This is a genomic window from Paenibacillus farraposensis (assembly GCF_020736845.1).
GTDB classification, from domain to species: Bacteria; Bacillota; Bacilli; order Paenibacillales; family Paenibacillaceae; genus Paenibacillus; species Paenibacillus farraposensis.
This window is the reverse complement of sequence record NZ_JAFFQR010000029.1, coordinates 246,408-270,413: the sequence shown is the minus strand read 5'-3', so window position 1 is coordinate 270,413 and position 24,006 is coordinate 246,408. Positions and strand designations below refer to the sequence as shown.

Below are 24,006 nucleotides of genomic sequence, written 5' to 3'. Positions count from 1 at the left end.
AGGAAAACACCACTAGGACTACTGCTGTGCTCCAAAAAACATTTCATCCGCCAATGCGGTCTGAATTCTCGATTCCTCTTCATTCAGCTTGCGAATAAGGATCATTTCAACCTCGGTCACTTCGTCGCCCTGAAAATTGATTTCAGCAATACAGCCCACAATCTGTACGATGGCTACTGCCACGTTGTCCACGCTGTAAGCGATCACCTTCTGGCCTGTCGGGAACACACGCAGACCGGATTTAACCATTTTCCCGCGTCCGTATTCCAGCAGTTCGTACAGCTCCTGTTCGCTCTTGAATTTACATACTGAGTTAAATTCAGTTTGAAAGCCCATAATAGCTTCCGCCACCTTTCCATATATATGAATAAAAAGGGGAGTAATCAGCTCCCCTTTGTTCGTTTTATGAGTTCTCGTAGTGCAGCGCGGACCTGCGTTCATAACGCTCCAGTGCGAGCGCAATCATCCGATCCAGCAGGCTTTGGTAGGATACTCCGGTTTCTCTCCACAGCAATGGATACATGCTGAACGGTGTAAAGCCCGGCATGGTATTCACTTCATTGATCAAAATATGTCCATCCGAGCGCCTGACAAAGAAATCGGCTCGGGAAATCCCGCAGCCCTCCAGAGCACGGAATGCTTGTAAAGCGGCCTCACGAATACGATCTGCCACTTCCTCGTCCAGCGGTGCCGGAATGAGCATTTCCGATTGCCCGTCCGTATATTTGGCAGCATAATCATAGTAATCGCTGGACGATACAATTTCACCCGGTACGGAAGCAATCGGCTCGTCGTTGCCAAGCACGCTGACCTCAATCTCACGCGCATCCACGTACTCCTCCACAATCACCTTCAGGTCAAATTGCAAAGCCAGCTCTACAGCCTTTTCCAGTTCCCCCCGGTTACTGGCTTTGGAAATACCGACACTTGATCCCAGATTGGCCGGTTTGACAAAGCACGGATAACCAAGCTCAGTTTCGATGCTGCGCACCAGATCATGACTGGTTTGTGCCCACTGAGTACCATTAAAATAACAGTATTTCACTTGCGGCAAGCCAGCATGCTCAAACAGCTTCTTCATGACGCCTTTGTCCATCCCTGCGGCGGAAGCCAGCACTCCTGCACCAACATAAGGCATATCCGCCATTTCGAACAGGCCCTGAATCGTTCCATCCTCGCCAAAAGTGCCATGCAGCAGCGGAAACAGCACATCCAGCGTCTGCTCTCCGTACAACTTGCCAAACAACGTATCTAGTGCCGCTTTGGTGCCACCCTCCGCACGTTCCAGCTTCAATTGCTCTACAGAAGCCAGAGGTGCACTGAGCAGCGGCCCTCTGCGCCAATCGCCAGCCTTTGTAATATAAAAAGGAATAATCCCATATTTCTCATAATTAAACGCGTTCATTACAGCATACGCCGTTTGCAGCGAAACCTCATGTTCGCCTGATTTGCCACCGTACACCAGCCCTACGGTTAATTTTTGTTTTGCCATGCCTATCCTCCGCTTTCCTGCTTTCGTCATTGTGCCTGATTTGCGTCTTTTGTGCCTGGTTCTACCGTCTCATTTAAAAATAGTCAGCGATGTGATAAAAGCGATATACCGTGTTGTCTGTCCATGCATACGAATTTTTGTAGTCCCAATAACGATGTCTGGAGCTTACCGTATGTGCATTGACAAGCGGCATACCGCCCGCATCAAAGGCCGTTACGATCGTGCTGTGCTGAAAGGTTCCGTCACCGTCCCAATCGTAAAAAATGATGTCTCCCAGCATAAGCTGCTCTGGACGGCTCACCTGTTCAGCGGTCAATCCCCATGAACTGGAGCCCAAATACCGCTCCAGACTGTTGGAAACCGCCCAACTATAACTCCACAGCTCACGCCCGGCGACCCGCCCTTTGTACCACCAGCCCGATTCTCTTTTACCAGTATAGTGGATCGGTGCGCCCCCTGCAAAGAGGCATTGCGAGATATAGTTGGTGCAATCCACATCAAATCCCTCAAACTCCGGGTTGATGCTATCCCACCACTGATCTGCATAGGCTGCCGCTTCCTCGCGGCGATATCGGCTGGGACGTGCCGATGTGCCAAAGCCCAGTACGCCGCGATTCAGCAGCGGCAGACTCCCTCCTTGATTAAACGGCGCCTGTTCAAAAGGTACGTCTTCCCCCGCAGGCTTCCTTTCTGCCGGATCCCGCTCGATTCTCGTCACCTGCCAGGCTTCGCCCTCACGCGTGAACGTCAGCCGCTCCCGTTCAATGCGGTCCTCCCGATGGGTCATGCCGCCTTTCTCATAAAAGAGCCGGACGTGCAGTTGTACATCGATGACGGCTTCATCCTGGGCATCCTGCACAATCCGTAACGGCTTGGCACGTGTCTCGCTGCGCAGGGGAACAGCATCCCGTTCGTCATACCACTGCTCCAGTCTGGCCGCACGCGCCGCCCGTTCCATCCGCTGACCCACTTCCAGATATTCATCCGGCTGTGGTACACCATTCACTTCACTGCGATTGTATTGATTCACGTAGGCAAAAAGAGCCTGCTTCCATTCCCGCTCCCCCATCCCTATCCCTCCATGTTCGTCCCGTTACCTTTCTCGGCAAATAGCCGGGATGATATCTTCCCTCTATAGCCATATGCTCTCTATCTATAAGTATGAATCTCTAAAGCTTGATATGAACATCGAAACGCGAGAATATGGAACGTTTTATTTTCGAGTTTAGAGCGAATCATTTAGGTCAAAAAAACTTTACGGAACCGCCTGAAAACGGTATACTTAATGCAAAAGCAATCATTTTGAAATCGGGTTTCATCTAATGAAACGGATTGCATTATCTCAATCTATGCACACGCAATGAATCGCTGAAGATGAAAATGAGAACGCAACCAATTTGAACCAACTGTGCAAGTCATCAAAAAAACGGCATTTCTATCACCCCACAAGCATTCACTTCAAGGAGGTAATACCTATGTCAGGAAAAGATCAATTCTCCATTGCCCGCAGTCTCGAAGTCAACGGCAAGTCTTATCGCTATTACAGCCTTAAGGCACTGGAGGAACAAGGAAAAAGCGGTGTTGCCAACCTGCCCTTCTCCATTAAAGTGTTGCTGGAAGCAGCGGTCCGCCAATTTGACGGACGCGCTATTACAGAGGAGCATGTACAGCAGCTGACAGGATGGGCCGAGGAACGTGACACCAACAAGGAAATTCCATTCATCCCCGCACGCATCGTGCTGCAGGACTTTACGGGGGTTCCGGTGGTTGTCGATTTGGCAGCCATGCGTGATACGGTGAAAAAAGCGGGCGGCAACCCGAAACAAATCAACCCGCTCGTTCCCGTCGATCTCGTCATCGACCATTCGGTTATGGTTGATGCTTTCGGCACTAGCGATGCGCTGAACTACAATATTAATGTAGAATTTGAGCGCAACGAGGAGCGCTACCGTTTTCTGCGCTGGGCTCAAACGGCGTTCAACAACTTCCGCGCCGTACCGCCGTCCACCGGTATCGTCCATCAGGTGAATCTGGAGTATCTCGCATCCGTTGCCGCTACCAAAACCATTGACGGCGAAACGGTCGTGTTCCCGGATTCCCTCGTGGGAACGGACTCCCATACCACGATGATTAACGGGCTGGGTGTTGTCGGCTGGGGCGTCGGCGGTATCGAGGCAGAGGCAGGAATGCTGGGACAGCCGCTGTATTTTGTCACTCCGGATGTAATTGGCTTCAAGCTGACGGGTAGTCTGTCGGAAGGGGCCACCGCTACGGATCTGGCGCTGACGGTAACTGAAATGCTGCGTAAAAAAGGCGTGGTCGGCAAATTCGTTGAATTCTACGGTCCCGGACTTGCTAACATCAGCCTGGCCGACCGTGCGACAGTTGCCAACATGGCACCGGAATACGGCGCGACGATCGGTTTCTTCCCGGTTGATGCCGAAACCCTGGTTTACCTGCGCAGTACCGGACGCTCTGATGAGCAGGTCAGTCTTGTAGAGGAATATTACAAAGCTCAGGGCATGTTCCGTACAGCCGATACGCCGGACCCTGTGTTCAGTGATACGATTGAGCTGGATCTGGCTTCGGTTGTACCGAGCCTTGCCGGACCCAAACGTCCGCAAGACCGCGTAGAATTGAGCCGCATGAAGGAAAACTTCGAAGGCATTATCCGTACTTCGGTGGACAAAGGCGGCTATGGTCTGAGCGATGAGAAGATCGCTCAAAAAATTCCGCTGACTCATCCGGACGGTTCTACCAGCGAGCTGGGCACAGGCGCAGTGGTTATCGCGGCCATCACAAGCTGCACGAACACCTCCAACCCAAGCGTTATGCTGGGTGCGGGCTTGCTTGCCAAAAAAGCGGTGCAGCGCGGGCTCAAGAAGCCGGGCTATGTTAAAAGCAGCCTGACGCCGGGTTCCCTCGTCGTGACGGAGTATCTGCAAAAGGCCGGGCTGATCGCTCCACTGGAACAACTGGGCTTCCATGTGGCCGGTTACGGCTGTGCGACCTGCATTGGCAACTCCGGACCGCTTCCTGACGAAGTCAGCCAGGCCATTACAGACAACGATCTGACCGTGGCCGCAGTCATTTCCGGCAACCGGAATTTTGAAGGCCGTGTGCATGCGCAGGTCAAAGCCAACTATCTCGGCTCACCGCCGCTGGTTGTCGCTTACGCGCTGGCAGGCACAGTGAACATTGATTTGGTGAATGATCCGCTCGGTTACGATCAGGACAATCAGCCGGTATACTTGAAAGACATCTGGCCTACTTCCGAGGAAATCAAGGAAGCCATCAGCCTGTCGCTCAGCCCGGACATGTTCCGCAGCAAATACGAAAATGTATTTACAGCCAACGAAAAATGGAACTCCATTTCAGTCCCTGAAGGCGAACTGTATGAATGGGATGAAAACTCGACATATATTCAAAATCCGCCGTTCTTCGAAGGGCTTCAGGACGGCGTACAGGATATCCAGGAAATCCGTAATGCCCGTGTGCTTGCCCTGTTGAACGATTCGGTTACAACAGACCATATCTCGCCAGCAGGCAACATCGCCCCTTCCAGCCCGGCAGGTCTGTACCTGAAGGAGCATGGTGTGGAGCGCAAGGACTTCAACTCCTACGGCTCCCGTCGCGGTAACCATGAGGTCATGATGCGCGGTACCTTCGCCAACATCCGTATCCGCAACAACGTGGCCCCTGGCACTGAAGGCGGCGTGACCAAATACTTGCCGACGGATGAAGTCATGTCCATCTACGATGCGTCCATGAAATATCAGGCAGCCGATCAAAACCTGATCGTTATTGCCGGCAAAGAATACGGTACAGGCAGCTCTCGTGACTGGGCGGCCAAGGGTACGCTTCTGCTGGGCGTTAAAGCTGTCATCGCCGAAAGCTTCGAGCGGATTCACCGCAGCAACCTGGTTGGCATGGGCGTGCTGCCACTGCAATTCCATGAAGGCTACAGCTGGTCCAGTCTGGGACTGAACGGCCGCGAAACCTTCGACATCCTCGGTATCGACAATGACGTGAGGCCGGGCCAAGAGCTTACGGTTGTAGCCAAACGCGAGGATGGCACCAAGTTCGATTTCACGGTCATTGCCCGTCTGGACAGCACTGTCGACATCGACTACTATCACAACGGTGGTATTCTGCAAACGGTATTGCGCCAAATGATTCAAGAGTAACAAATGTATAAATGACGAAATCCCCTCCAAAATGCAGTGGAAGCTGCAAATTGAGAGGGGATTTTTTTACATGCTTCAAGCTTTTAAAAACGTCAATGGCCTCTTGCGAGAGTTCTTTCCTAAAGGAACGGATTTCGCTCAAGTTACGGATGAAGCCCTACACCATGCTCTTGATCTGATTAACCACAGACCACGTCAATGTCTGGGCAGGAGAACCGCTCACGAATCCTTTTTCATAATACTTTCACACCGCCAGTTACTTCGAAATATCCAAAAAACCCTCTCCAAACACGTCCCGCACGTCATGAATCGTAATAAACGCTGCTGTATCGACGGCTCTTACAATCTTTTTAAGTACCGACACCTCTTGTTTACTAATGACGATATACAGAACTTCCTTCGGATTTTTGGTGTAATATCCGTGGCCTGACAGGACAGTCACTCCACGATCCATTTGTGTAATGACCATCTCTGCAATTTTATCTTGATGCTGGGAGATAATCATCACTGCTTTTTTAGGGTTGAGCCCCTCAATCATGAAATCCATAACCTTGGTACCCACGTACAGAATAACGATCGTCAGCATCAGCTTTTCCGGACCAATAATAAAATAGGAAGAGAACGCTACAATCAGGTCAAAAAACAGCAGGGCATAACTGATGTTCCAATCCAGATATTTGTTGGCAATCCGCGCTAAAATGACGGTTCCCGCCGTTGTGCCTCCTACCCGCACGATTAAGCCAATCCCGACTCCCACCAAAACCCCGGCAAACACGGCATTAATCGTCGGCTCATGCGAATCAATCCGCCAATGGACGGTTAGATGTAAAAACAATGAGTTAAATGCGACCGCAATAATGGTATATAATGTAGTTCTCGCATCCAGAAACTTATATCCGATAACCAACAGCAGGCCGTTGATGACCAGATTGACGATCGAGGGAGACCACTGGAACAGGTAGTACAAAATAATCGTAACCCCTGTAACGCCTCCTTCGCCAAACTCATTCGGGATCACGAACAAATTAACAGCCAGCGCGAAAAAAAAGGCGCCTGCAATAATAAGTGCAATATCTGCAAGATTCTTTTTCATATATGCTCTAATCCTCTCTCAAACATTTCATCGAATGATGGGCCAGATCAACGGGCTGACTTCGGGTATCCAAAGCACGCTTACAACCAGTTCATGGTATCTACTTGCAAACCTAAAGTCAATATAACTTTGACACTTTAATTCGCCACTAGACTGCCATAATCCCGACTTCAGAATATTAGCAAATTCGATTCCAGACGCTCCAAAGAACCAAATATAGACGAAATCAAGCCATTTCGGCAAAAAATTACAGTCCCGATGGTTAAGCTAAGAAAGCGGGCCTTCAGCCCTTGTTTCGGACCTAGGCACATCCTCCCTCCAAATGACAATCCTCCTAACACACATTTTGGACGCATATGACCATCTTCCTGTTTTATATCGATAGCGTTTTACTTTGAAAAAATACGAGTATAATGATTCCAGCATGACCAAGCAACCTATATGTATTACGACATCAAGTACATACAAATAGTCCTACACAGACGTCCTGAGCAACTCAATCTGAAATTGACAAAATGGAATTGGAGGAACGACCTATATGAATATAACGAACCTAACTGTGCACGCCCTGATGCCCTTTCACCACCAATACCAACGTGCCAACGCAGTGAGTATGCAGAAGAAAGAAGACAGCTCGGAGAAGAAGCTCAGCTTTCAGGACATTTTGAATGAGAAAATGGGTAAAAAATAAAGCGTCCTTATCTCGGCCGCTTCATCTTGCTTCACATAAACTCAAAAGCCGTGGCTTCCTACATTGTCTGTAGAAAACCACGGTTTTTGTTATTCGTACGTCTCTATTATGTGCATAACTTCATACCCATAAAAACAAACCTCAAAATAGCTTGCCTCAGTGCTGGCTGATTGACTTTTTTAGTTGATTACTCGCTGCCGATGTGCTGTCCGGCATCCCGGTACTGCTCCGCCTTTTCACGCATCCCGGTAGCTACAGCCTCTTCCGGCTTCAGTCCCTTGTCCGCCGCATAGGCGCGAATGTCCTGCGTAATCCGCATGCTGCAGAATTTGGGGCCGCACATGGAGCAAAAATGGGCTTCCTTGGCCCCCTCGGCTGGCAGCGTTTCATCATGATAGGACAAGGCCCGTTCAGGGTCGAGCGAGAGATTGAACTGATCACGCCAGCGAAACTCAAAGCGTGCCTTGGACAAAGCATCATCCCGCTGCTGCGCCCGTGGATGGCCTTTCGCCAAATCGGCGGCATGTGCCGCAATTTTGTAGGCAATGACCCCTTCACGAACATCATCCTTGTTCGGCAGGCCCAGATGCTCTTTTGGTGTAACATAGCACAACATGGATGTCCCGAACCAACCGATCATGGCTGCTCCAATGGCTGAGGTAATATGATCGTAGCCAGGCGCAATATCCGTCGTGAGCGGTCCCAACGTGTAAAATGGAGCTTCCTTACATATTTCCATTTGCAAATCCACATTTTCCTTGATTTTGTGCATCGGAACATGTCCCGGCCCTTCGATCATGACCTGGACATCATGCTTCCACGCGATTTGCGTCAGCTCACCCAACGTTTCCAGCTCGGCAAACTGAGCTTCATCATTCGCATCATAGATGCTGCCTGGACGCAGACCATCCCCAAGGGAAAAGGCTACGTCATAAGCCTTCATGATCTCACATATTTCTTCAAAATGCGTGTACAAAAAATTCTCCTGATGGTGCGCAAGGCACCAAGCCGCCATGATCGACCCGCCACGTGATACAATTCCCGTCATTCGTTTCGCCGTCATCGGGATGTAGCGCAGGAGCACGCCCGCATGGATCGTAAAATAATCCACCCCCTGCTCCGCCTGCTCAATCAGTGTATCGCGGTACAGCTCCCATGTCAGTGCCTCAGCTTGGCCATTTACCTTTTCAAGCGCCTGATACAGCGGTACCGTTCCAATCGGCACAGGAGAATTCCGGATGATCCATTCACGCGTGGTATGAATATTGCGGCCTGTAGACAGGTCCATGACCGTATCCGAGCCCCAGCGCACCGCCCAGGTCATCTTCTCGACTTCCTCCTCAATAGAGGACGTAACCGCAGAATTACCAATATTCGCATTGATCTTCACGTGAAAATGACGTCCAATGACCATCGGCTCGCCTTCCGGATGATTGATATTGGAGGGCAAAATGGCCCGCCCCGCTGCCAGCTCCTGTCGCACAAACTCCGGCTCTACTCCTTCGCGGATCGCTGCAAATTCCATCTCGGGTGTAATGATTCCCTTGCGGGCATAGTGCATTTGCGTCACTGTACGCCCTGGCAACGCACGAAGCGGACGATGGGTCACGCCGGGAAATTCCGTAGCCGCCTGTGTGGAACCGGGCTTTAACCCGTTATCCTCCGGCTTAACAGTGCGTCCCGCGTAGGCTTCCGTATCGCCCCGTTCCAGCACCCATGCCCGCCGCAACGGGGGCAGCCCCTGACGGATATCGACCTGGTAGGCTACATCCGTCATCGGACCGCTCGTATCATATACACGCAAGGGTTCATGATGCTCCGTGCCCTGCGGTGTATGGGTGGAATGCAGCGCGATTTCACGCTCCGGCACGGCAATATCCGGCCGCGAGCCTTGGATATACACCTTGCGGCTCCCCGGAAAGTTCTTCACTTCTGCTGTCTTCATTTCAGTTCCCTCTGTTTTTGTCGGATTCATGGTCCATTCCTCCCGTTTCGATGAAATGACACACCGATCCGGAATCATTCCCAGGGTGGCTGATCTATGCAAAAAAGCCGGTTCCTCAGGGAACCGGCTAATCTAACGAGAGCTATCCAACTCGTGCACATGCGGAATAATCATACTCCCATGTGCCATCATAGGCAGCAGCTGCGCATACATGTCAATGGCCGATTACTTCCCTACGCTGGTATGATCCAGATCAGGTGCAAAGGGTCCGGAATCTTGCACGATTCCATCTCAGCCCGGCATTACAGGCTCCCCCAGTAACTGTGATACTTCGATTCATATGAGACGGCGATACCAGACATTCCGCCATCCCTATCAGATTACTTTAAATTTCTTGTTTTGGCAACCCTTCGCCGGTTCTGTTACGGCAGCATAAACCCCATTTCCTTCGCAGCCTCGATCAAAACCGGGGCAAAACTATCCAGCGTTCCAGGTGCAAGCCGGCTGACCGGACCAGATACGGACAAGGCCGCAACAACCTGTCCCTTCCGGTTCACCACAGGCGCAGCCACAGCGGCTGCGCCTGGCTCCCGTTCCTCATAGCTGGTTGCATAGCCTTTCTCGCGAATATCCTGTAACTGAGCCTTATAGACCTCCGGGTCTACCGAGGACGGCCATTCATCCCCCCTGAGCAGGGCTTCCAGTTCCTGTGGCGGCATAAAGGCTGCCAGCACCTTGCTGGAAGCCCCCACAGCCAGCGGCATACGAGCGCCCACAGGCGCAACGCGGCGAATGGCCTGGTTGCTCTGCACGGCCTGTATGCGAATACGCATGCTGCCGTCCCGCAGGTACAAGCTGACCGTCTCGCCCAGACGGTCACGCAATTCCTCCATCGCAGGCTGCAGCAGCACCGCCGGCTCGTCGCTTTGTGACAGATGGGTGGACAGCTCCCATATGCGGAAGCCAAGCCGGTATTTTTCTGTCGCGGTATTCCGAACGACAAAGCCGCGGTCCTCCAGCGTAGTCAGCAGCCGGTGAACCGTGCTTTTATGTAGCCCAATTTTGGAGGCTATCTCCGTCAGACCAAGATCTGAATCTGCGGTAAAACACAGCAATATATCAAGTGCACGCTCCACAGCGCGAACGGTTAATTTACGCTCTTCCATCGTGAACCGCTCCCTTTGTATCCATTTTCGTTTCACACCATGAAACATGGTTACATAAATTATATAGAATACTCGCGGCCACTGTAAACCGATGCTTTTGTGACAGCTATATTACAGAAAAAGAACAAATATCGACAATTCTTTGCATCATTTTTACTTTTCCGGTTCAAGCGTTGACTTTGGATAACCACCATCATACGATAATAGGTATCAATATGGACATACACTATCAATTTCAAGTGAATTTGTACCTAAATTTCATAGCATGAAGCTCATTTTATATAAGGAGGCTCTTACATGATTTCGACATCCCAGCGCAGCTCTCAGCTACAAGCCGCTGTTCAGGAGCCGTCCATTCCACTGATTAATCCCCGTCTGCTGCGGTTCAAGCATATTGTTATTGCGCTACTGCTATCGGTTGTATTTTTTCTGTTGTTTTGTTTTATCACTCTGCACGCCTACATTGCATGGGTACTCACTAATCCGACCGTAGCACCGCTGTACTCCAACCCGATGCAGGCGAAGGGAATGGCCTATGAGGAAGTCAGCTTCCCCGCCAAGGACGGCAGCCGCATGGTGCAAGGATGGTATATCCCGGCGAATCAATCGCGGAAAACGATTATTTTCAGCCATGGTTATGGGGCCAATCGCGAAGAAAGCTGGATTCCCATGTATGATCTGGCGCATTATGCCCATCGTTTGAACTTTAATGTGGTTATGTTCGACTATGGATTCGCGTCCCAAAACAGCAAAGCGGTCGCGACCGGCGGGAAAGCGGAATCCCAGCAGCTTCTTGGAGCGATCCAGCTTGCCAAGCAGCGCGGCTCTTCGGAGATTATCGTATGGGGCTTCTCGATGGGGGCAGGAACCGCCCTGCAGGCAGGCTTGCAAACCAAAGATGTGGATGCGATGATTTTGGACAGCACCTTCCTGCTGGAGCCGGATACGCTGTACCATAACATTCATAATCAAATTGATTTGCCACGCCATCCGTCTTTGGAAATCCTGGAGTTACTGTTTCCGATTTTGAACGGCACCAGCCTGGACCAGATCCCATATCAGGAAGTCAAAAAGGAAAACTATCCGTTCCCGATCATGTTTGTGCATGGTACACAGGATGAAAAAGCGCCTTATCCCATCGCGGAAAAGCTTGCTGCCAATCAGACCAATCCGCTTTCCAGCGTGTGGATTGTCAAAAACGGACGACATGAGCTTATTTTCAGAGAGCACCCGCGTGAATACTTGCGGCGGGTATCGACGTTTTTAAGCAGCGTACAACAGCTGGAGGATAAGAAAACCATTGCTAATGCGAATAAGCAAACGGCTGCGAATTAATACAATGAATTTTTATTTTTCAAGCTATATTATCATCAGCTCGTGGAAGCCCGATTATGGACACTGAATTTGTGCCGTAGTCGGGCTTTTTGACGTCCCGATCGTATTAATGCTTCTAATTGGCATGTGTGGCCTGCTAGAGAGAGTTTGTAGACATATTCCCTATAAGACGACGAATATACTGTGTACGTATGCATCCGGGGCCAATTCCATCTCTGCCCGGATAGCCACAGCGGGATACGGGAGGTAAATAACAATGCTGAGTACTTACGGGGCTTTTTTGCCTTTGCGGGTGCTGGAGGAAATCCGGCATTGGAAGCAGCAGGAAAGTTGGCATGTAGAAGTGATTAAGTCCGCCACTGATGGGCTGGAGCCTGCTTATGCGCAGCTGCTTGATGATTGGCGGACTGTTTTTGAACAGACAGAGCGCGCTGCTATAGAGCTGCTTGAAGAGCAGCGAACCGCCCTTGAACCGGCAGATCCGGCGTGGCAGCAGCAACCACAGGAACCATTGTCCACTGCTCCACAAGCCCACACGCATGAGCTTGCTGAACAACCAGGGCAGGCAAGGGAATCGGGAGATGCATCGTCAACTGGAGAGGCTCCGTGGTCAGGAACCGCTTCACACATTCTACAGCATCGACTGGACGATTTGCTGCAATCTGCAAACCGTCAGTCACAGGAGTACGTGCGCCAGCTTGGCCTGCTGGGCGAGCACAGCCTTGCGTTGCGGCAGCAGCCCAAAGCTGCCGGAATTGTGCTGCACGCGGCCCATGAGAGCCAATATTTCCTGCTCTCGACAACCCCCTTCCATGAGCCGGGCTCCATCGCGCGGGCCGCTGGGCTGTATCATGCTGCAGCAGAGGGTGGATATTACCCTGAGGAAGCGTTTCGAGAGCGGGAGGCAAATATACGTGGAGAAGGTAAATGGGCGTCCATGGGCGTACAGTCCGGTCAGGCGCAGCCTTCGGCGACCGAAGCTTCCTCCGATCGTGCGGTTCCGATCGGTGGACATCGCTTGCCGCCGCTCCCCTACCCTTATAACGCGCTTGAGCCGTACATTGATGAAAAGACGATGCATATTCATCATGACAAGCATCATTTGAGCTATGTGAATGATTTGAATAAAGCGGAGAAGAAGCTGGAAGAAGCCCGTAGAACAGGTGATTTTGATCTCGTAAAGCACTGGGAACGGGAGTTGGCATTTAACGGTGGAGGTCATTACCTGCACACTCTTTTTTGGACGATTATGAGTCCTCAAGGCGGGGGTAAACCAAGCGGGCCGCTGGCTGAGCAGATCAAAAAGGATTTTGGCAGCTACGAGGCATTCAAGAAGCATTTCAGTTCGGCAGCCGAAAAGGTTGAAGGAGGCGGCTGGGCGATTCTGGTGTGGAGTCCGCGCGCGGGACGGCTTGAAATTCTGCAGTCCGAAAAGCACCAGAACCTGACCCAGTGGGAGTCCATTCCGCTGCTCCCATTGGACGTGTGGGAACACGCCTATTACTTAAAGCATCAGAACGAGCGCAACAAATACATTGAAGACTGGTGGCATGTCGTCAACTGGCCAGAGGTCGAAAAACGTTATGCGCAGGCCTCCAAGCTCAGATGGCAGCCTTTCTGATCCCGATCATACGCTGCCGCTAAATGTGCAGATCGTAGCGGTCTCTAAGCGCCGCCATCTGCTCTGCCCAGCCTTGCGGCTGCACCAGCGAGCGATCGACAGACATAATCGCAGCCCGGCTTTCGATCACCCGGCGCAAAGATGCCGTATAAGCCTCAACCGACGGCACTCCAGCCAGCTCCGCCAGGCTGCCCATCGTTGCCGGATTCACCCGGGGGTAATCCGGCTGGTGCATGTCCGCCGGCGTATCCCCGGCTGCCGCCGCATAAAACCGCTGCACCGCCTGTGCACGTTCTGTGCCACTGCCCTCAATCATCACAAAGGCCGTGATGATATAAGCCTTGGCTTGACGCCGCTGCGCAATACCGCAAAATTTGCGGCCTCTGACGCTGACATCGTAATCACCGGGACAAAAGGACCCGGTGATTTCTCCGGTCTGCGCTTCGGCAGACCATGGGGCCAGCGCCTCGGCAATCAGCCCCGCCATGAGCCGGAAATCTTCATGCAGGCTGATCGCCCGCTGTGGATTCGGCAGGATCAGGGACAGGTTCAGCACTCCCCTGTCCAGCATAACGGCCGCTCCGCCCGAAGGGCGCACGCACACTGAGATTCCCGCGCTGCGCATGCGCTCCATTGCCTGCGGCGCATACGGGAGCCTGCGGTCCCGGTGACCGATAACCAGCGCAGATGGATGCCGCCACAGATGCATAACAGGCGCAGCTCCCTTACCGACTTGCCGACAGGCCAGTTCCTCCCAGGCCAACGGAGACAAGACGTCCATCCGGGTATCGGTCAGCGGCGCTTCATACCACTGCAAATCAGGCAAAACGGTTGTCTTAGCTGCTGAGCTATGTACGTTCTCCATACAGTATCCCCTATCCTAAAAATAACTGTTATGCATAGACTAATTATAAATATTAAGACAGCTATGCTGCACTTCCAAATGTTGGATTAAGTCCATCTGTCTATTCCTATGTTAGCAAAAAGGGTGTTAGCAAAAAAGGGCGGCTACGCCTCTGCGCAAACCACCCTTTTTCATTACATAACCGTCAAGCTGGCTTCGATCATTCCTTGATCAGGGACAGGAATTCTGCCCGTTGTGCTGCATCATTACGGAACGAGCCGCGTACCGCAGACGTTACCGTTTTACTGCCAGGCTTTTTGACACCTCTTGCACACATACACAAATGCTCGCCTTCTACAACCACCATTACCCCGTGAGGAGAAACCGCTTCATCCAGAATATCCGCGATCTGTGATGTAATCCGCTCCTGAACTTGCAAGCGGCGGGTCACAGCCTCTACCAGACGGGCAAGCTTGCTCAAGCCGACAATTTTGCCGCTGGGTACATAGCCGATATGCACTTTTCCGAAGAAAGGAGCCATGTGGTGCTCACACTGGCTGTAGTAGACGATGTCCTTCACAATCACAAGCTCCTCGTGATTTTCGTCGAATGTCACACCCAGCGCATCCCGGGGATCAACCTCATAGCCCGCAAAAATTTCCTCATACATGCGCGCTACGCGTGCCGGTGTTTCCAACAGTCCTTCACGCTTAGGGTCCTCACCGATCAGCTGTAAAATCTGCTCCACATGGTACTCAATTTTATCCCGGTTATCCGCAGCTTTGCGGTTAATATAATCTTTTACGCCAGCCACAGTAATCCTCCTCTATGCAGCAACCTCATGGACATCCGTGCTCACGCTGCTCATTATTTCCGACGGCCCTGATTTTTACGCGCACCAGGCTGATTTTTGGAGAACTGCTGGTTCTTCATCATTTGCTGAGCTCTCTGCATTTGTTTTCCATTCAGGTTGTAACCCATCTGCTTGGCCATTTTTTGCAGCGTTTCAGGATCGTTTTGCATCTTCTCAAGCTGTTTGCGAAGATAATAAGCACCGATGAAAAATCCCCCGACCAGACCTACGATCAGGGTAATAATCGGAATGACAATATTCCACACCACGAAGTCGTCACCTCTGTATATTTATATGAAACATCATGCATTACACACGAACCTATCATAGCAAAACATGGCACAGCTAGCAAATCACAATTTGCAAACATATGTCCTCATTCTTTTTCCAAATCCAGCAGCTTTGTTTTGACTTGCAAACCCCCGGCATAACCGACCGGGCTTCCGTTTGCCCCTGATACCCGGTGACATGGAATCAGGATGGGGAGCGGATTTTTGTTATTCGCTCCGCCGACTGCACGCACCGCCTTGGCTCTACCGATGGACTCCGCAATATCCTTGTAGGACACACTTTGTCCATACGGAATATTTTTCAGTGCAAGCCACACCTGCATTTGAAAAGGAGTCCCTCTCAAATCATAGGCTATACTGAATTCCCGTCGTTCTCCGGCAAAATATTCACGCAGCTGGTCCGTGGTCCCGCGCAGTTTTTCAGGCTCCTTCACATAGACATATTCCCCAATCCACGTTCGGGCCCACTGCTGAAGCAATGCCTCCTTCGCATAAAAGATGCCAAACTCTATTCGGCACAGCCCCTGATCGGTTGCGCACAACGTCAAAGGGCCTACGGGTGTCTCTATTTCATCATAATAAATTGTAGTTCGCCCCTGTGAATCCCCGGTCATCACTTCTGAGCCTAATAGTTCAGTAACTTTTTGCTGTACTGCCTGCTCTTGCTCCTCCAGTTTGAATTGCGCTTGCGCGATCATTTCGCGTACTTGCTCATGCTGTTCCTTCTCTGCTGCTTGCTTGACCGCTTTCATCGCGTTTTCTCCTCCTATTCGGCTCAAAGCCCAAGCCGCCGTGCCCCGAAGCTCGGGACGCGGATCTTTCAACAGAACCTCCGTCAGCTTGGAGACGGCACTGATATCCTTAAAATTACCCAGCCCGATAACCGCATTGCGCTGAATTGGCTTTTTCCCCCGCCAGGCTGCCGCGCTTTGACCAAACCGGTCCTTGAACTCCCGATTGCTCAAATCCAAGAGCGGCAGCAGCAGCGGCTTCACAATTTCAGGATCAGGTGTAAGCTCAGGGTGGTGATCCCAATTAAGACCCCGATTTTTGGGACAGACCATTTGGCATGTATCACACCCATACAGCCTGTTCCCTATCTTCAGCATAAACTCTTCATCCAGAAAGCCTTTTGTTTGTGTCAAGAAAGATACACACCGTTGGGCATTCAACTGCCCAGGGCCAACAAGCGCACCCGTAGGACACGCATCCAGGCATTTGGTGCATTCCCCGCAGCTGTCCGTGACCGGTTCATCAGGCTGAAAGGGAATGTTCGTCAGCAATTCGCCCAAATAAATCCATGATCCCAGCGTAGGAGAGATCATCATCGTGTTTTTACCGCTAAAACCGATACCTGCACGTTCCGCTACAGCCCGGTCCGACAGTTCCCCGGTATCCACCATGTTCTTCATTATCGCATCAGGCACCCGCTCGCGTATAAAAGCCTCAAGCTTTTCCATCGCCTCGCGCAGCACCAGATGATAATCCTTTCCCCAGGCCGAACGTGCTATAATCCCCCGGTACTTGCCCTTGTCCGATTTCGGCGGATTCTTCATTTTGGAAGGATACGCCACCGCAATGGCAATCAGGGATGCCGGCTGCGAGCCATTCAGCTCCGGATAAACCCGCTTATGGATATCCGGCTCCTCAAAGCCTGATTCATAACCTTTAGCCCGGTGCTCTTCCAATATAGCTTTCAGAGACAGAAAGGGGTCGGCGGATGCGAAGCCGATGGAGTCGATCCCCAGTCCCGGAGCCGCTTCAATGATCTCCTGTTTGAGTGATGCCCAGGTCGAAGCGGTTCCGGCAGCCGTCTGAATCAATCCGCGTTGCATCCGATACTCACCTCTCTTCCATACCTTTGTAATTGCTCATTTGAGAATTTGTAAAAATCCTCATATCTCAAATTTCAACAGAAAATAGCAGCAGATGCTACCGTAAATTTTTTACAGCACTGGTCGCCAGAAAATCACAGTAATTGTTCAGCTCGTTATCACTGTGCCCCTTCACCTTTATATACTCAACCTTATGCTTGCCCATCAGTTCCCACAGCTCTTCCCACAGCTCTTTATTTTCAACCGGCTGATTTTTACTGTTGCGCCAGCCGTTGCGAAGCCAATTTTTGATCCAGCCCTGTTTGAAGCAATTTACGACATAGGCAGAGTCACTGTGTACTTTGACATGACAAGGCTCCTTGAGCATCTTCAGCGCTTCGATCACAGATTTGATCTCCATGCGGTTGTTTGTTGTCATTTTCTCAGCCCCGGACAGTTCCTTACGATGTTCTCCATACAGCAAAATGACTCCCCAGCCTCCAGGGCCCGGATTTCCCGAACACGCGCCGTCGGTATATACCATCACTTCTTTCATATTCCTCTTCCTTTCCTGAATCGTAACCCCTGCTCCGCATCATCCTGACCGGTTGACACGCGCTTGTCGCATTGATTTCAAGCCATTGCTGCTCTACAGCCACTTCCAATCAGATATAGGCCAAAATATAAACTCTGCACGCCCCAGTAAATCCTGGGATTTAACGCTGCCAAAATAGCGGCTGTCCTTGCTTGCAGCAGTATGGCGATTATCACCCATGACAAAAAAGTGCCCCGGCTCCACCGTAAAAGGGCCGTAATCACCATCTTCCACCTCAGAGTTGGTGTAAGGCTCATACAGCAGCTCACTGTTCACATACAAATGATGATGTTCAACCCGGATCACATCCCCGGGAGTACCTATCACTCTTTTTACTAAAAATCTTGGACTGGATGGCTTGGAGTCGGGATCTTTTAAAATCACAATATCCCCCCTGGCCGGATCATGAAAATTGTAAACCAGCTTGTTCACGAACAGATGCTGGCTTTCCATTAACGTCGGCTGCATCGAATGTCCCCTGACCGTGGACAAATTGAACACGAATAGATTCAGAAGCAGCAAAACGATCATCGCAATCAAAAGAGTAATCAACCAATCGCGTATATAACCAGAGCGCCCTGCCCGTTTGGATGTTTCCGGTGAAGGAAGCGGGCCTGACGAAGGAGCCAAAGCGTTCATAATCATCCTCCTTAACCCTGTTATAAATAGAAAAGCATATCCCGTACCCGATTGCAACGGTTACACAGATATGCTCTAAGTTGGAAAAATCAGCCTTAAAATATTCGATTCTCTTTATATAGTTGCCATTTAATGAGGCGCTAAAATACTGAGCTTCTGGAATGTCTCTAAAATCTGGCTTGCTCCATAACCCATTGCTTTATACAAAGGCATGGCCGCGTTGTTATGCTTGTCCCCGGCTACCCAAATACGGCTTACCTTACGTTGCTGGAAACGCTGCTCCATGACTTCTACCAGCGATTTGCCAATGCCCATCCGGCGACGATCCGGGTGAATAGCAATACGATAATAACAACCATGATTATGATCAATCGTGCCGATCAGAGTACCGACGATCTCTTCCTCTTCTTCCGCAACCACGATCAAACCGGAATCCCACGAAAGCTGGCGGGCAAAAGCACCCACCGTTTCTTTGTAGCACTCCTCGGATAAGGCAATTTGCATAAGTTCCGTTACTGGATTCACATCACTTAATTGAAAGGAACGAATGTGCATAAGTAATATCTCCCTTTTCGTAAGCATAATTAAAAAATGAGACAGCACCGTCATTTTTACATAAATCCTTAAAGTTCTTTATCATGGCGTTAATCACGAGGCATTATGATAAAAATGCATACGATCTGCTATATAAGAAATGAAGAACAGCAAAAAGTATCTACCTTCACGTCAGGTCCAGAGACATGACAAGTTATAGCAGACGACAAAAAAACCGAAATTCTGCTTCTTTGATCATTAAACCACACTTTTACTCGGAATACATCCCTTTTTCTCGTGAAAGCGCTGTATATAAAACGTTTACATTTTTTTGTCGCGCAATTTCCCTCTTACTGCCTAAGTTTTGTATATTTCTGTCGGATTTTTGGATATGCTAGCTACCAGGTCGTATTTCCCAGTTCGCTATTTTACAAACAAAAATGTTGAAAAAATAGCCTGAATGCGGTTTAATATAACTGTAGAGGGTATTATTACATAGGAATACCTTACCCCAACCATATAATTCAGGAGGGATTTTACAATGGCATTTCAATTACCAGAACTTCCTTACGCAAAAGACGCACTGGAACCGCATATTGATGCACTGACAGTAGAAATTCACCATGATCGTCACCACAACACATATGTAACGAACCTGAACGCAGCGCTGGAAAACGCTCCAGAACTGCAAAGCAAAAGCCTCGAGGATCTGATCTCCAATCTGGACAGCGTTCCTGAAAGCATCCGCACTGCGGTTCGCAACAACGGTGGCGGGCACCACAACCACAGCCTGTTCTGGGAAGTTATCGGTCCTAATGGCGGCGGACAACCAACGGGTGCCATTGCTGATGCCATCAACAACGAGTTGGGCGGTTATGACAAGTTCAAAGAGGACTTCACTAAAGCAGCTACAACACGCTTCGGCAGCGGCTGGGCTTGGCTGGTTGTCGGCAAAGACGGCAAACTGGCGATCACTAGCACTCCTAACCAGGACAGCCCACTGTCCGAAGGTCTGACTCCGGTACTTGGACTGGACGTTTGGGAGCATGCTTACTACCTGAAATATCAAAACAAACGCCCGGATTACATTGCAGCATTCTACAATGTTATTAACTGGGATGAAGTGAACAAACGTTACGCGGCTGCAAAAAAATAAGCCGGTAGCAGATCACCGCCTGCAATCATGGGCTGTCTCAATTGTAGACTTTCTACAAATGAGGCAGCCTTTTTTTAATTTAAATGGATAGACAAAAAAAGCTGCCGGAACCTCTCCCGGCAGCTTTCAAGGACCTACGCCAAGGTCCCTTTTGGGTTAGCATAATATTCAGTGATCAGATCGAGGAACACCTTGGGAAACGCCATGGTGTCCATATCTGCCTCGCTGATCCAGCGGTATCCCGCAGGCAGCACAGGGTGTGCCTGCTCCTCCTGAGCTACCAGCGCAATCAACGCATCCGGCTTCGCCCCGGTGCTGTAGTCTGTTCGCTGCTCAGCAGCCAGCGTCTGTCCGCCTGCCTTCCCGCCGGGGCTGGCGAGCTCTTCATACTGGAACACACGCAGGTTCCAGTGGATATGGCTGAACGTGTGCTCCGCCTCACGTACAAACCGTACCGGGCGCGCAGACACGCCCGCTGCCAGCAAATGAGCCGCCAGATGGTCCATGGCGGGCTCATCCGGCACCGGGCCGTTGTAGCCCTCCGGCCCGGCAAGCTCGTGCGGCAGCTCCCACATGCGGGCCAGCAGGCCCTTGGCCGGGCGCTGCCGCACAAGCAGGCGGCCTGCATTCGCGCCGCTGCCCTCGATGAGGGCGACGGAACGCGGCTCCAGCCGCGGCGGCTTCGCCTTCGTCTTCACTGGCAGCGTCTCCTCGCGGCCTGCCAGCCGCCCAGAGCAGTGCACCATGACCGGGCAGGTCAGGCACTGGGGCGACTTTGGCGTACACACCAGCGCGCCCAGCTCCATCAGGGCCTGATTGAAATCGGAGGCCCTCCCTTCGGGAATCAGCCCCCGCACCAGACTTTCCATATGCGCACGTGTGCTGCCTTTCATAATGTCTTCTTCAATGAGGAAATAGCGCGACAGCACACGCATCACATTGCCATCTACTGCCGGCTCTGGCCGATTGAAGGCAATGCTCATAATCGCGCCTGTTGTATACGGTCCGATCCCTTTGAGCGCAGCAACCGCCTGCGTATCATCCGGCACCTGTCCGCCGTGAAGCTCGACCACCTGCTTGGCCGCAGCTTGCAAATTCCGGGCCCGTGAATAATAGCCCAGTCCCTCCCACAGCTTGAGCACATCCTCCTCAGGTGCTTCCGCCAGCACTTCAATCGTTGGAAAACGTGCAATAAAGCGATTGAAATACGGAATTACCGTATCGACCCGCGTCTGCTGAAGCATAATTTCCGAAATCCAGATATAAAATGGGTTCCGATGGCGGCGCCACGGCAAATCCCGTTTGCTGCGTGAATACCAGTTCAACAGCTCAAAGCTGAAGTACCGTTTTTGTTCCAATGTATTTGTGGGCATCACATCACGTCTCCTTATATTCGACAATCGCAAAAGCAGAGGCAATGTTGGGCTGGTGTGTAATGCTCAGGTGAATGCTGTAATCCGATTCCCCTGAACCTGGCAATCCCAGCCTATCCCACGCGGATAAAGACAAATAAACTGCGGGCTTCCCCCCAGGCTCCGGCAAAATATTCATATCACCGAACCCGATCATCTGCCCGATTCCGCAACCGAAGGCTTTCGTGATCGCTTCTTTGGCAGCAAAGCGCCCTGCCACGAACTCAGCCAGCCTGCCCTTGCGTTCCTCAGCCAGCTCACGTTCTTCAGGGGTCAACACCCGCTTCAAAAACGCATCTGCATATTTACCTGCCAAAACATCAGCCATACGGCTTATTTCCAGTACATCATGTCCAATTCCGTAGATCATGTGGGTATTCCCCGTCCTTTTATACTTTACTGCACCTATTGTAACAGCGCATCCACATCATGGCGAGCAACAAACACCCAAAAGCAGCACCAAAATATGTTAAAATGAGAAAGGCTATAGATGAATATTTAAAGTTCAACGATATGCCGTTTTAAAAATTCCTGTAGAAAGGAAAGATAGAATGTCAGAAACCATTGTTGTTGAAGCAGGAACAGATGCGGTGATTCGGGCCTCCTGGTTTCCCGCTAAAAGTACAGCCAAAAGCCTGCTCGTCATCGCTCATGGCTACAAGGGATTTAAGGATTGGGGCATGTTCCCCTTTATAGCAGAAGCATTAAGTGCGGATCATCATGTCGTGACCTTCAACTTTTCACATAATGGCATAGGTGAGGATTTGGAAAATTTTACCGAGTTGGAAAAGTTCGCTCGCAACACCTATAGCCGCGAGCAAGAGGATTTGGATATCCTGCTGACCCATCTGAGAGCACGCCACGAGTTCAGAGAATTGCCGTTGTTTCTGTTAGGTCATAGCCGAGGTGCAGGAAGCTGTTTCGTATATGCTCTTGATCATCCCGGGGAAGTATCCGGTGTCATTTCATGGAACGGCGTAACAGATTTGGATCTGTTCACCTTGCCGCAAAAGGAAGAGATGCGCACCAAGGGACGGAGCTATGTGAACAACGCCAGAACCGGACAGCAGCTTCCGCTGGATGTTGTCATTCTGGACGATCTGGAACAAAATCGCTCGCGTTTTGCCATCGTGGACAGGCTTGCCAACAGTCAGCTTCCGGCCGTGCTTATCCAGGGGACCGAAGACTCCAAACGCCTGCGGGAAGGCTCTACCCTGCTCACCTCTGTTCGTCCCGATATTGAATGGGTACAAATTCAAGGTGGCAATCATACCTTCAATACCGTGCATCCATTCCAGGGAACCAGCCTTCCGCTCGACCAGGCTATTGCTGAAACCCGCCGCTTCATTGAATGGATCGCCAAGTAAGCTACAGCCCCTTCAATACAAACGGCGATCCGCCGGGCGGATCGCCGTTTGTATTGGTTTTTACCATTCATAAGATTTCGTGCTTACACTCCCGGAATGCTTGTCCGCTTATGGGCTGTACGCAGGAAGAAGCTTTCCAGCTTTTCGCGTGCCGCCGGATCAATTTCCTTCCCTTCCAGATAGTCGCTGTTGGCCTCATAGGTGATGCCCAATTCTTTTTCGTCTGTCTGGCCTTCCCACAATCCCGCTGTAGGCGCTTTGTCCAAAATGGCCTGCGGAACTCCAAGGTGGCTCGCCAGCATACGCACCTGGCGTTTGTTCAGCGTGCTAAGCGGCGTAATATCGACTGCACCATCGCCCCATTTTGTATAAAAGCCAGTGATGGCTTCAGAAGCATGATCCGTGCCAACAACAAGCAGATTCAGCTCATTAGCGAGCGCGTACTGAACCACCATGCGTGTTCTTGCCTTTACATTCCCTCTCACCTGCGGAGTAATGGAACGCTCAAGACCGATATCCTTTAGCGAGTGCTCCACTTCCACGGCAACCTTGTCTACCGCTTCCTTAATGTTCGTTTCCGCGGCGTATTTCAGGTCGAATGCTTTGGCAACTGCATAGCTATGCTCGATATCCTCCTGCTTGCCATACGGCTGGAACACGCCCAATGTTTTGTACTCTTCCCCTTGCTCCTGCGTCAGCTCATCTGTAGCCCGCTTGCACAGAGCAGTCGCTACAGCACTGTCAATCCCGCCGCTGATGGCGATCAGTAGTCCTTTGCTTCCGGTTTTCGTGACATACGACTTGAGGAAATCCACGCGTTTGCGAACCTCTGCCTCTACATTAATCGTAGGCTGTACTCCTAGTTCAGCAATAATCTGTTCCTGCAAACTCATCAGATATGCACCTCTTTTTAGGAATTTACTTCACAAGGCAACATGGCAAGCCAACATGCAAAAGCCCCGGCAAATTTCG

Annotated in this window: 22 protein-coding genes, 1 pseudogene and 1 riboswitch; of the genes and pseudogenes, 7 read left to right on the top strand and 16 right to left on the bottom strand. The window is 51.0% G+C overall.

Annotated features, from left to right (window positions below; all coding sequences use genetic code 11):
* Positions 1-18 precede the first annotated feature (18 nt).
* From JO375_RS06580 to JO375_RS06570, 3 genes are all read right to left on the bottom strand, one after another.
* The gene (locus tag JO375_RS06580) at positions 19-336 is read right to left on the bottom strand and encodes a hypothetical protein (protein ID WP_229523693.1); all 318 of its coding nucleotides are present in this window, start codon (positions 334-336) and stop codon (positions 19-21) included.
* A gap of 67 nt (positions 337-403) precedes the next feature.
* Positions 404-1,492, bottom strand: a complete 1,089-nt coding sequence (locus JO375_RS06575) for a D-alanine--D-alanine ligase (protein ID WP_229523692.1) — start codon at positions 1,490-1,492, stop codon at positions 404-406.
* 73 nt (positions 1,493-1,565) lie between these two features.
* Positions 1,566-2,561 carry an amidase domain-containing protein gene (locus JO375_RS06570; protein ID WP_229523691.1) on the bottom strand — a complete coding sequence of 332 codons (996 nt, stop codon included), beginning with the start codon at positions 2,559-2,561 and terminating at the stop codon, positions 1,566-1,568.
* A 406-nt stretch (positions 2,562-2,967) separates the two neighbouring features.
* Here JO375_RS06570 and acnA point away from each other — a divergent pair, with 406 nt between their 5' ends.
* Both acnA and JO375_RS06560 read left to right on the top strand, forming a co-directional pair.
* Positions 2,968-5,679 carry an aconitate hydratase AcnA gene (gene acnA, locus JO375_RS06565; protein ID WP_229523690.1) on the top strand — a complete coding sequence of 904 codons (2,712 nt, stop codon included), beginning with the start codon at positions 2,968-2,970 and terminating at the stop codon, positions 5,677-5,679.
* Between the two features lie 85 nt (positions 5,680-5,764).
* Positions 5,765-5,929, top strand: a pseudogene (locus JO375_RS06560) (IS30 family transposase); the annotation flags it as partial.
* 6 nt (positions 5,930-5,935) lie between these two features.
* Here the strand turns inward: JO375_RS06560 and JO375_RS06555 are convergent.
* Positions 5,936-6,772: a YitT family protein gene (locus tag JO375_RS06555; RefSeq protein ID WP_229523689.1), complete on the bottom strand. Its 837-nt coding sequence runs from the start codon at positions 6,770-6,772 to the stop codon at positions 5,936-5,938.
* 538 nt (positions 6,773-7,310) lie between these two features.
* On the opposite strand from JO375_RS06555, the gene JO375_RS06550 reads away from it, so the two are divergent.
* Positions 7,311-7,463, top strand: coding sequence for a hypothetical protein (locus JO375_RS06550; protein WP_229523688.1), 153 nt, complete (start codon positions 7,311-7,313; stop codon positions 7,461-7,463).
* Between the two features lie 187 nt (positions 7,464-7,650).
* Here the strand turns inward: JO375_RS06550 and thiC are convergent, their stop codons facing one another.
* Positions 7,651-9,438 carry a phosphomethylpyrimidine synthase ThiC gene (gene thiC / locus JO375_RS06545; protein ID WP_229523687.1) on the bottom strand — a complete coding sequence of 596 codons (1,788 nt, stop codon included), beginning with the start codon at positions 9,436-9,438 and terminating at the stop codon, positions 7,651-7,653.
* Positions 9,439-9,621: 183 nt separating this feature from the next.
* A riboswitch (TPP riboswitch) is annotated at positions 9,622-9,734 on the bottom strand.
* Positions 9,735-9,830: 96 nt separating this feature from the next.
* Positions 9,831-10,574, bottom strand: a complete 744-nt coding sequence (locus tag JO375_RS06540) for an IclR family transcriptional regulator (protein ID WP_229523686.1) — start codon at positions 10,572-10,574, stop codon at positions 9,831-9,833.
* A gap of 297 nt (positions 10,575-10,871) precedes the next feature.
* Here JO375_RS06540 and JO375_RS06535 point away from each other — a divergent pair, with 297 nt between their 5' ends.
* Positions 10,872-11,909: an alpha/beta hydrolase gene (locus JO375_RS06535; protein WP_229523685.1), complete on the top strand. Its 1,038-nt coding sequence runs from the start codon at positions 10,872-10,874 to the stop codon at positions 11,907-11,909.
* Positions 11,910-12,165: 256 nt separating this feature from the next.
* Positions 12,166-13,530: a Fe-Mn family superoxide dismutase gene (locus JO375_RS06530; RefSeq protein WP_229523684.1), complete on the top strand. Its 1,365-nt coding sequence runs from the start codon at positions 12,166-12,168 to the stop codon at positions 13,528-13,530.
* A gap of 19 nt (positions 13,531-13,549) precedes the next feature.
* Here JO375_RS06530 and JO375_RS06525 read toward each other — a convergent pair whose 3' ends face one another.
* The 7 genes from JO375_RS06525 to JO375_RS06495 all read right to left on the bottom strand — a co-directional run bounded on the left by JO375_RS06525 (position 13,550) and on the right by JO375_RS06495 (position 19,120).
* On the bottom strand, positions 13,550-14,395 hold the full coding sequence (locus JO375_RS06525) for a lipoate--protein ligase family protein (protein WP_229523683.1): 846 nt from the start codon (positions 14,393-14,395) through the stop codon (positions 13,550-13,552).
* Positions 14,396-14,594: 199 nt separating this feature from the next.
* Positions 14,595-15,188, bottom strand: coding sequence for a GTP cyclohydrolase I FolE (gene folE / locus JO375_RS06520; RefSeq protein ID WP_229523682.1), 594 nt, complete (start codon positions 15,186-15,188; stop codon positions 14,595-14,597).
* A gap of 53 nt (positions 15,189-15,241) precedes the next feature.
* Positions 15,242-15,496: a YneF family protein gene (locus tag JO375_RS06515; RefSeq protein ID WP_007428770.1), complete on the bottom strand. Its 255-nt coding sequence runs from the start codon at positions 15,494-15,496 to the stop codon at positions 15,242-15,244.
* 107 nt (positions 15,497-15,603) lie between these two features.
* Positions 15,604-17,352 (bottom strand): tRNA epoxyqueuosine(34) reductase QueG, encoded by a 1,749-nt coding sequence (gene queG / locus JO375_RS06510; RefSeq protein WP_229523681.1) that lies wholly within the window; start codon positions 17,350-17,352, stop codon positions 15,604-15,606.
* A 97-nt stretch (positions 17,353-17,449) separates the two neighbouring features.
* On the bottom strand, positions 17,450-17,887 hold the full coding sequence (gene rnhA, locus JO375_RS06505) for a ribonuclease HI (RefSeq protein ID WP_229523680.1): 438 nt from the start codon (positions 17,885-17,887) through the stop codon (positions 17,450-17,452).
* 93 nt (positions 17,888-17,980) lie between these two features.
* Positions 17,981-18,565, bottom strand: a complete 585-nt coding sequence (gene lepB / locus JO375_RS06500; protein WP_229523679.1) for a signal peptidase I — start codon at positions 18,563-18,565, stop codon at positions 17,981-17,983.
* 129 nt (positions 18,566-18,694) lie between these two features.
* On the bottom strand, positions 18,695-19,120 hold the full coding sequence (locus JO375_RS06495; RefSeq protein ID WP_229523678.1) for a GNAT family N-acetyltransferase: 426 nt from the start codon (positions 19,118-19,120) through the stop codon (positions 18,695-18,697).
* A gap of 520 nt (positions 19,121-19,640) precedes the next feature.
* Between JO375_RS06495 and JO375_RS06490 the strand changes: the two genes are divergently transcribed.
* Positions 19,641-20,255: a superoxide dismutase gene (locus tag JO375_RS06490; protein ID WP_229523677.1), complete on the top strand. Its 615-nt coding sequence runs from the start codon at positions 19,641-19,643 to the stop codon at positions 20,253-20,255.
* 134 nt (positions 20,256-20,389) lie between these two features.
* Here the strand turns inward: JO375_RS06490 and mutY are convergent, their stop codons facing one another.
* Together mutY and acpS are read right to left on the bottom strand one after the other, a co-directional pair.
* Positions 20,390-21,628 carry an A/G-specific adenine glycosylase gene (gene mutY / locus JO375_RS06485; protein ID WP_229523676.1) on the bottom strand — a complete coding sequence of 413 codons (1,239 nt, stop codon included), beginning with the start codon at positions 21,626-21,628 and terminating at the stop codon, positions 20,390-20,392.
* 4 nt (positions 21,629-21,632) lie between these two features.
* Positions 21,633-22,037, bottom strand: coding sequence for a holo-ACP synthase (acpS, locus tag JO375_RS06480; protein ID WP_229523675.1), 405 nt, complete (start codon positions 22,035-22,037; stop codon positions 21,633-21,635).
* Between the two features lie 181 nt (positions 22,038-22,218).
* On the opposite strand from acpS, the gene JO375_RS06475 reads away from it, so the two are divergent.
* Positions 22,219-23,034: an alpha/beta hydrolase family protein gene (locus JO375_RS06475; protein ID WP_229523674.1), complete on the top strand. Its 816-nt coding sequence runs from the start codon at positions 22,219-22,221 to the stop codon at positions 23,032-23,034.
* A gap of 83 nt (positions 23,035-23,117) precedes the next feature.
* Here JO375_RS06475 and nadE read toward each other — a convergent pair whose 3' ends face one another.
* Entirely contained in the window at positions 23,118-23,927 is an 810-nt protein-coding gene (gene nadE / locus JO375_RS06470; protein ID WP_229523673.1) for an ammonia-dependent NAD(+) synthetase, read from the bottom strand.
* Positions 23,928-24,006: the final 79 nt, after the last annotated feature.

Coding starts and splice junctions, on each gene's coding strand:
- JO375_RS06580 (WP_229523693.1), bottom strand. CDS start 336: ATGGGCTTTCAAACTGAATTTAACTCAGTATGTAAATTCAAGAGCGAA.
- thiC (WP_229523687.1), bottom strand. CDS start 9,438: ATGAATCCGACAAAAACAGAGGGAACTGAAATGAAGACAGCAGAAGTG.
- JO375_RS06575 (WP_229523692.1), bottom strand. CDS start 1,492: ATGGCAAAACAAAAATTAACCGTAGGGCTGGTGTACGGTGGCAAATCA.
- acpS (WP_229523675.1), bottom strand. CDS start 22,037: ATGATCTACGGAATTGGACATGATGTACTGGAAATAAGCCGTATGGCT.
- queG (WP_229523681.1), bottom strand. CDS start 17,352: ATGCAACGCGGATTGATTCAGACGGCTGCCGGAACCGCTTCGACCTGG.
- lepB (WP_229523679.1), bottom strand. CDS start 18,565: ATGAACGCTTTGGCTCCTTCGTCAGGCCCGCTTCCTTCACCGGAAACA.
- JO375_RS06555 (WP_229523689.1), bottom strand. CDS start 6,772: ATGAAAAAGAATCTTGCAGATATTGCACTTATTATTGCAGGCGCCTTT.
- JO375_RS06490 (WP_229523677.1), top strand. CDS start 19,641: ATGGCATTTCAATTACCAGAACTTCCTTACGCAAAAGACGCACTGGAA.
- rnhA (WP_229523680.1), bottom strand. CDS start 17,887: ATGAAAGAAGTGATGGTATATACCGACGGCGCGTGTTCGGGAAATCCG.
- mutY (WP_229523676.1), bottom strand. CDS start 21,628: ATGCCCACAAATACATTGGAACAAAAACGGTACTTCAGCTTTGAGCTG.
- JO375_RS06530 (WP_229523684.1), top strand. CDS start 12,166: ATGCTGAGTACTTACGGGGCTTTTTTGCCTTTGCGGGTGCTGGAGGAA.
- nadE (WP_229523673.1), bottom strand. CDS start 23,927: ATGAGTTTGCAGGAACAGATTATTGCTGAACTAGGAGTACAGCCTACG.
- JO375_RS06495 (WP_229523678.1), bottom strand. CDS start 19,120: ATGCACATTCGTTCCTTTCAATTAAGTGATGTGAATCCAGTAACGGAA.
- JO375_RS06535 (WP_229523685.1), top strand. CDS start 10,872: ATGATTTCGACATCCCAGCGCAGCTCTCAGCTACAAGCCGCTGTTCAG.
- JO375_RS06550 (WP_229523688.1), top strand. CDS start 7,311: ATGAATATAACGAACCTAACTGTGCACGCCCTGATGCCCTTTCACCAC.
- JO375_RS06475 (WP_229523674.1), top strand. CDS start 22,219: ATGTCAGAAACCATTGTTGTTGAAGCAGGAACAGATGCGGTGATTCGG.
- acnA (WP_229523690.1), top strand. CDS start 2,968: ATGTCAGGAAAAGATCAATTCTCCATTGCCCGCAGTCTCGAAGTCAAC.
- JO375_RS06525 (WP_229523683.1), bottom strand. CDS start 14,395: ATGGAGAACGTACATAGCTCAGCAGCTAAGACAACCGTTTTGCCTGAT.
- JO375_RS06570 (WP_229523691.1), bottom strand. CDS start 2,561: ATGGGGGAGCGGGAATGGAAGCAGGCTCTTTTTGCCTACGTGAATCAA.
- JO375_RS06540 (WP_229523686.1), bottom strand. CDS start 10,574: ATGGAAGAGCGTAAATTAACCGTTCGCGCTGTGGAGCGTGCACTTGAT.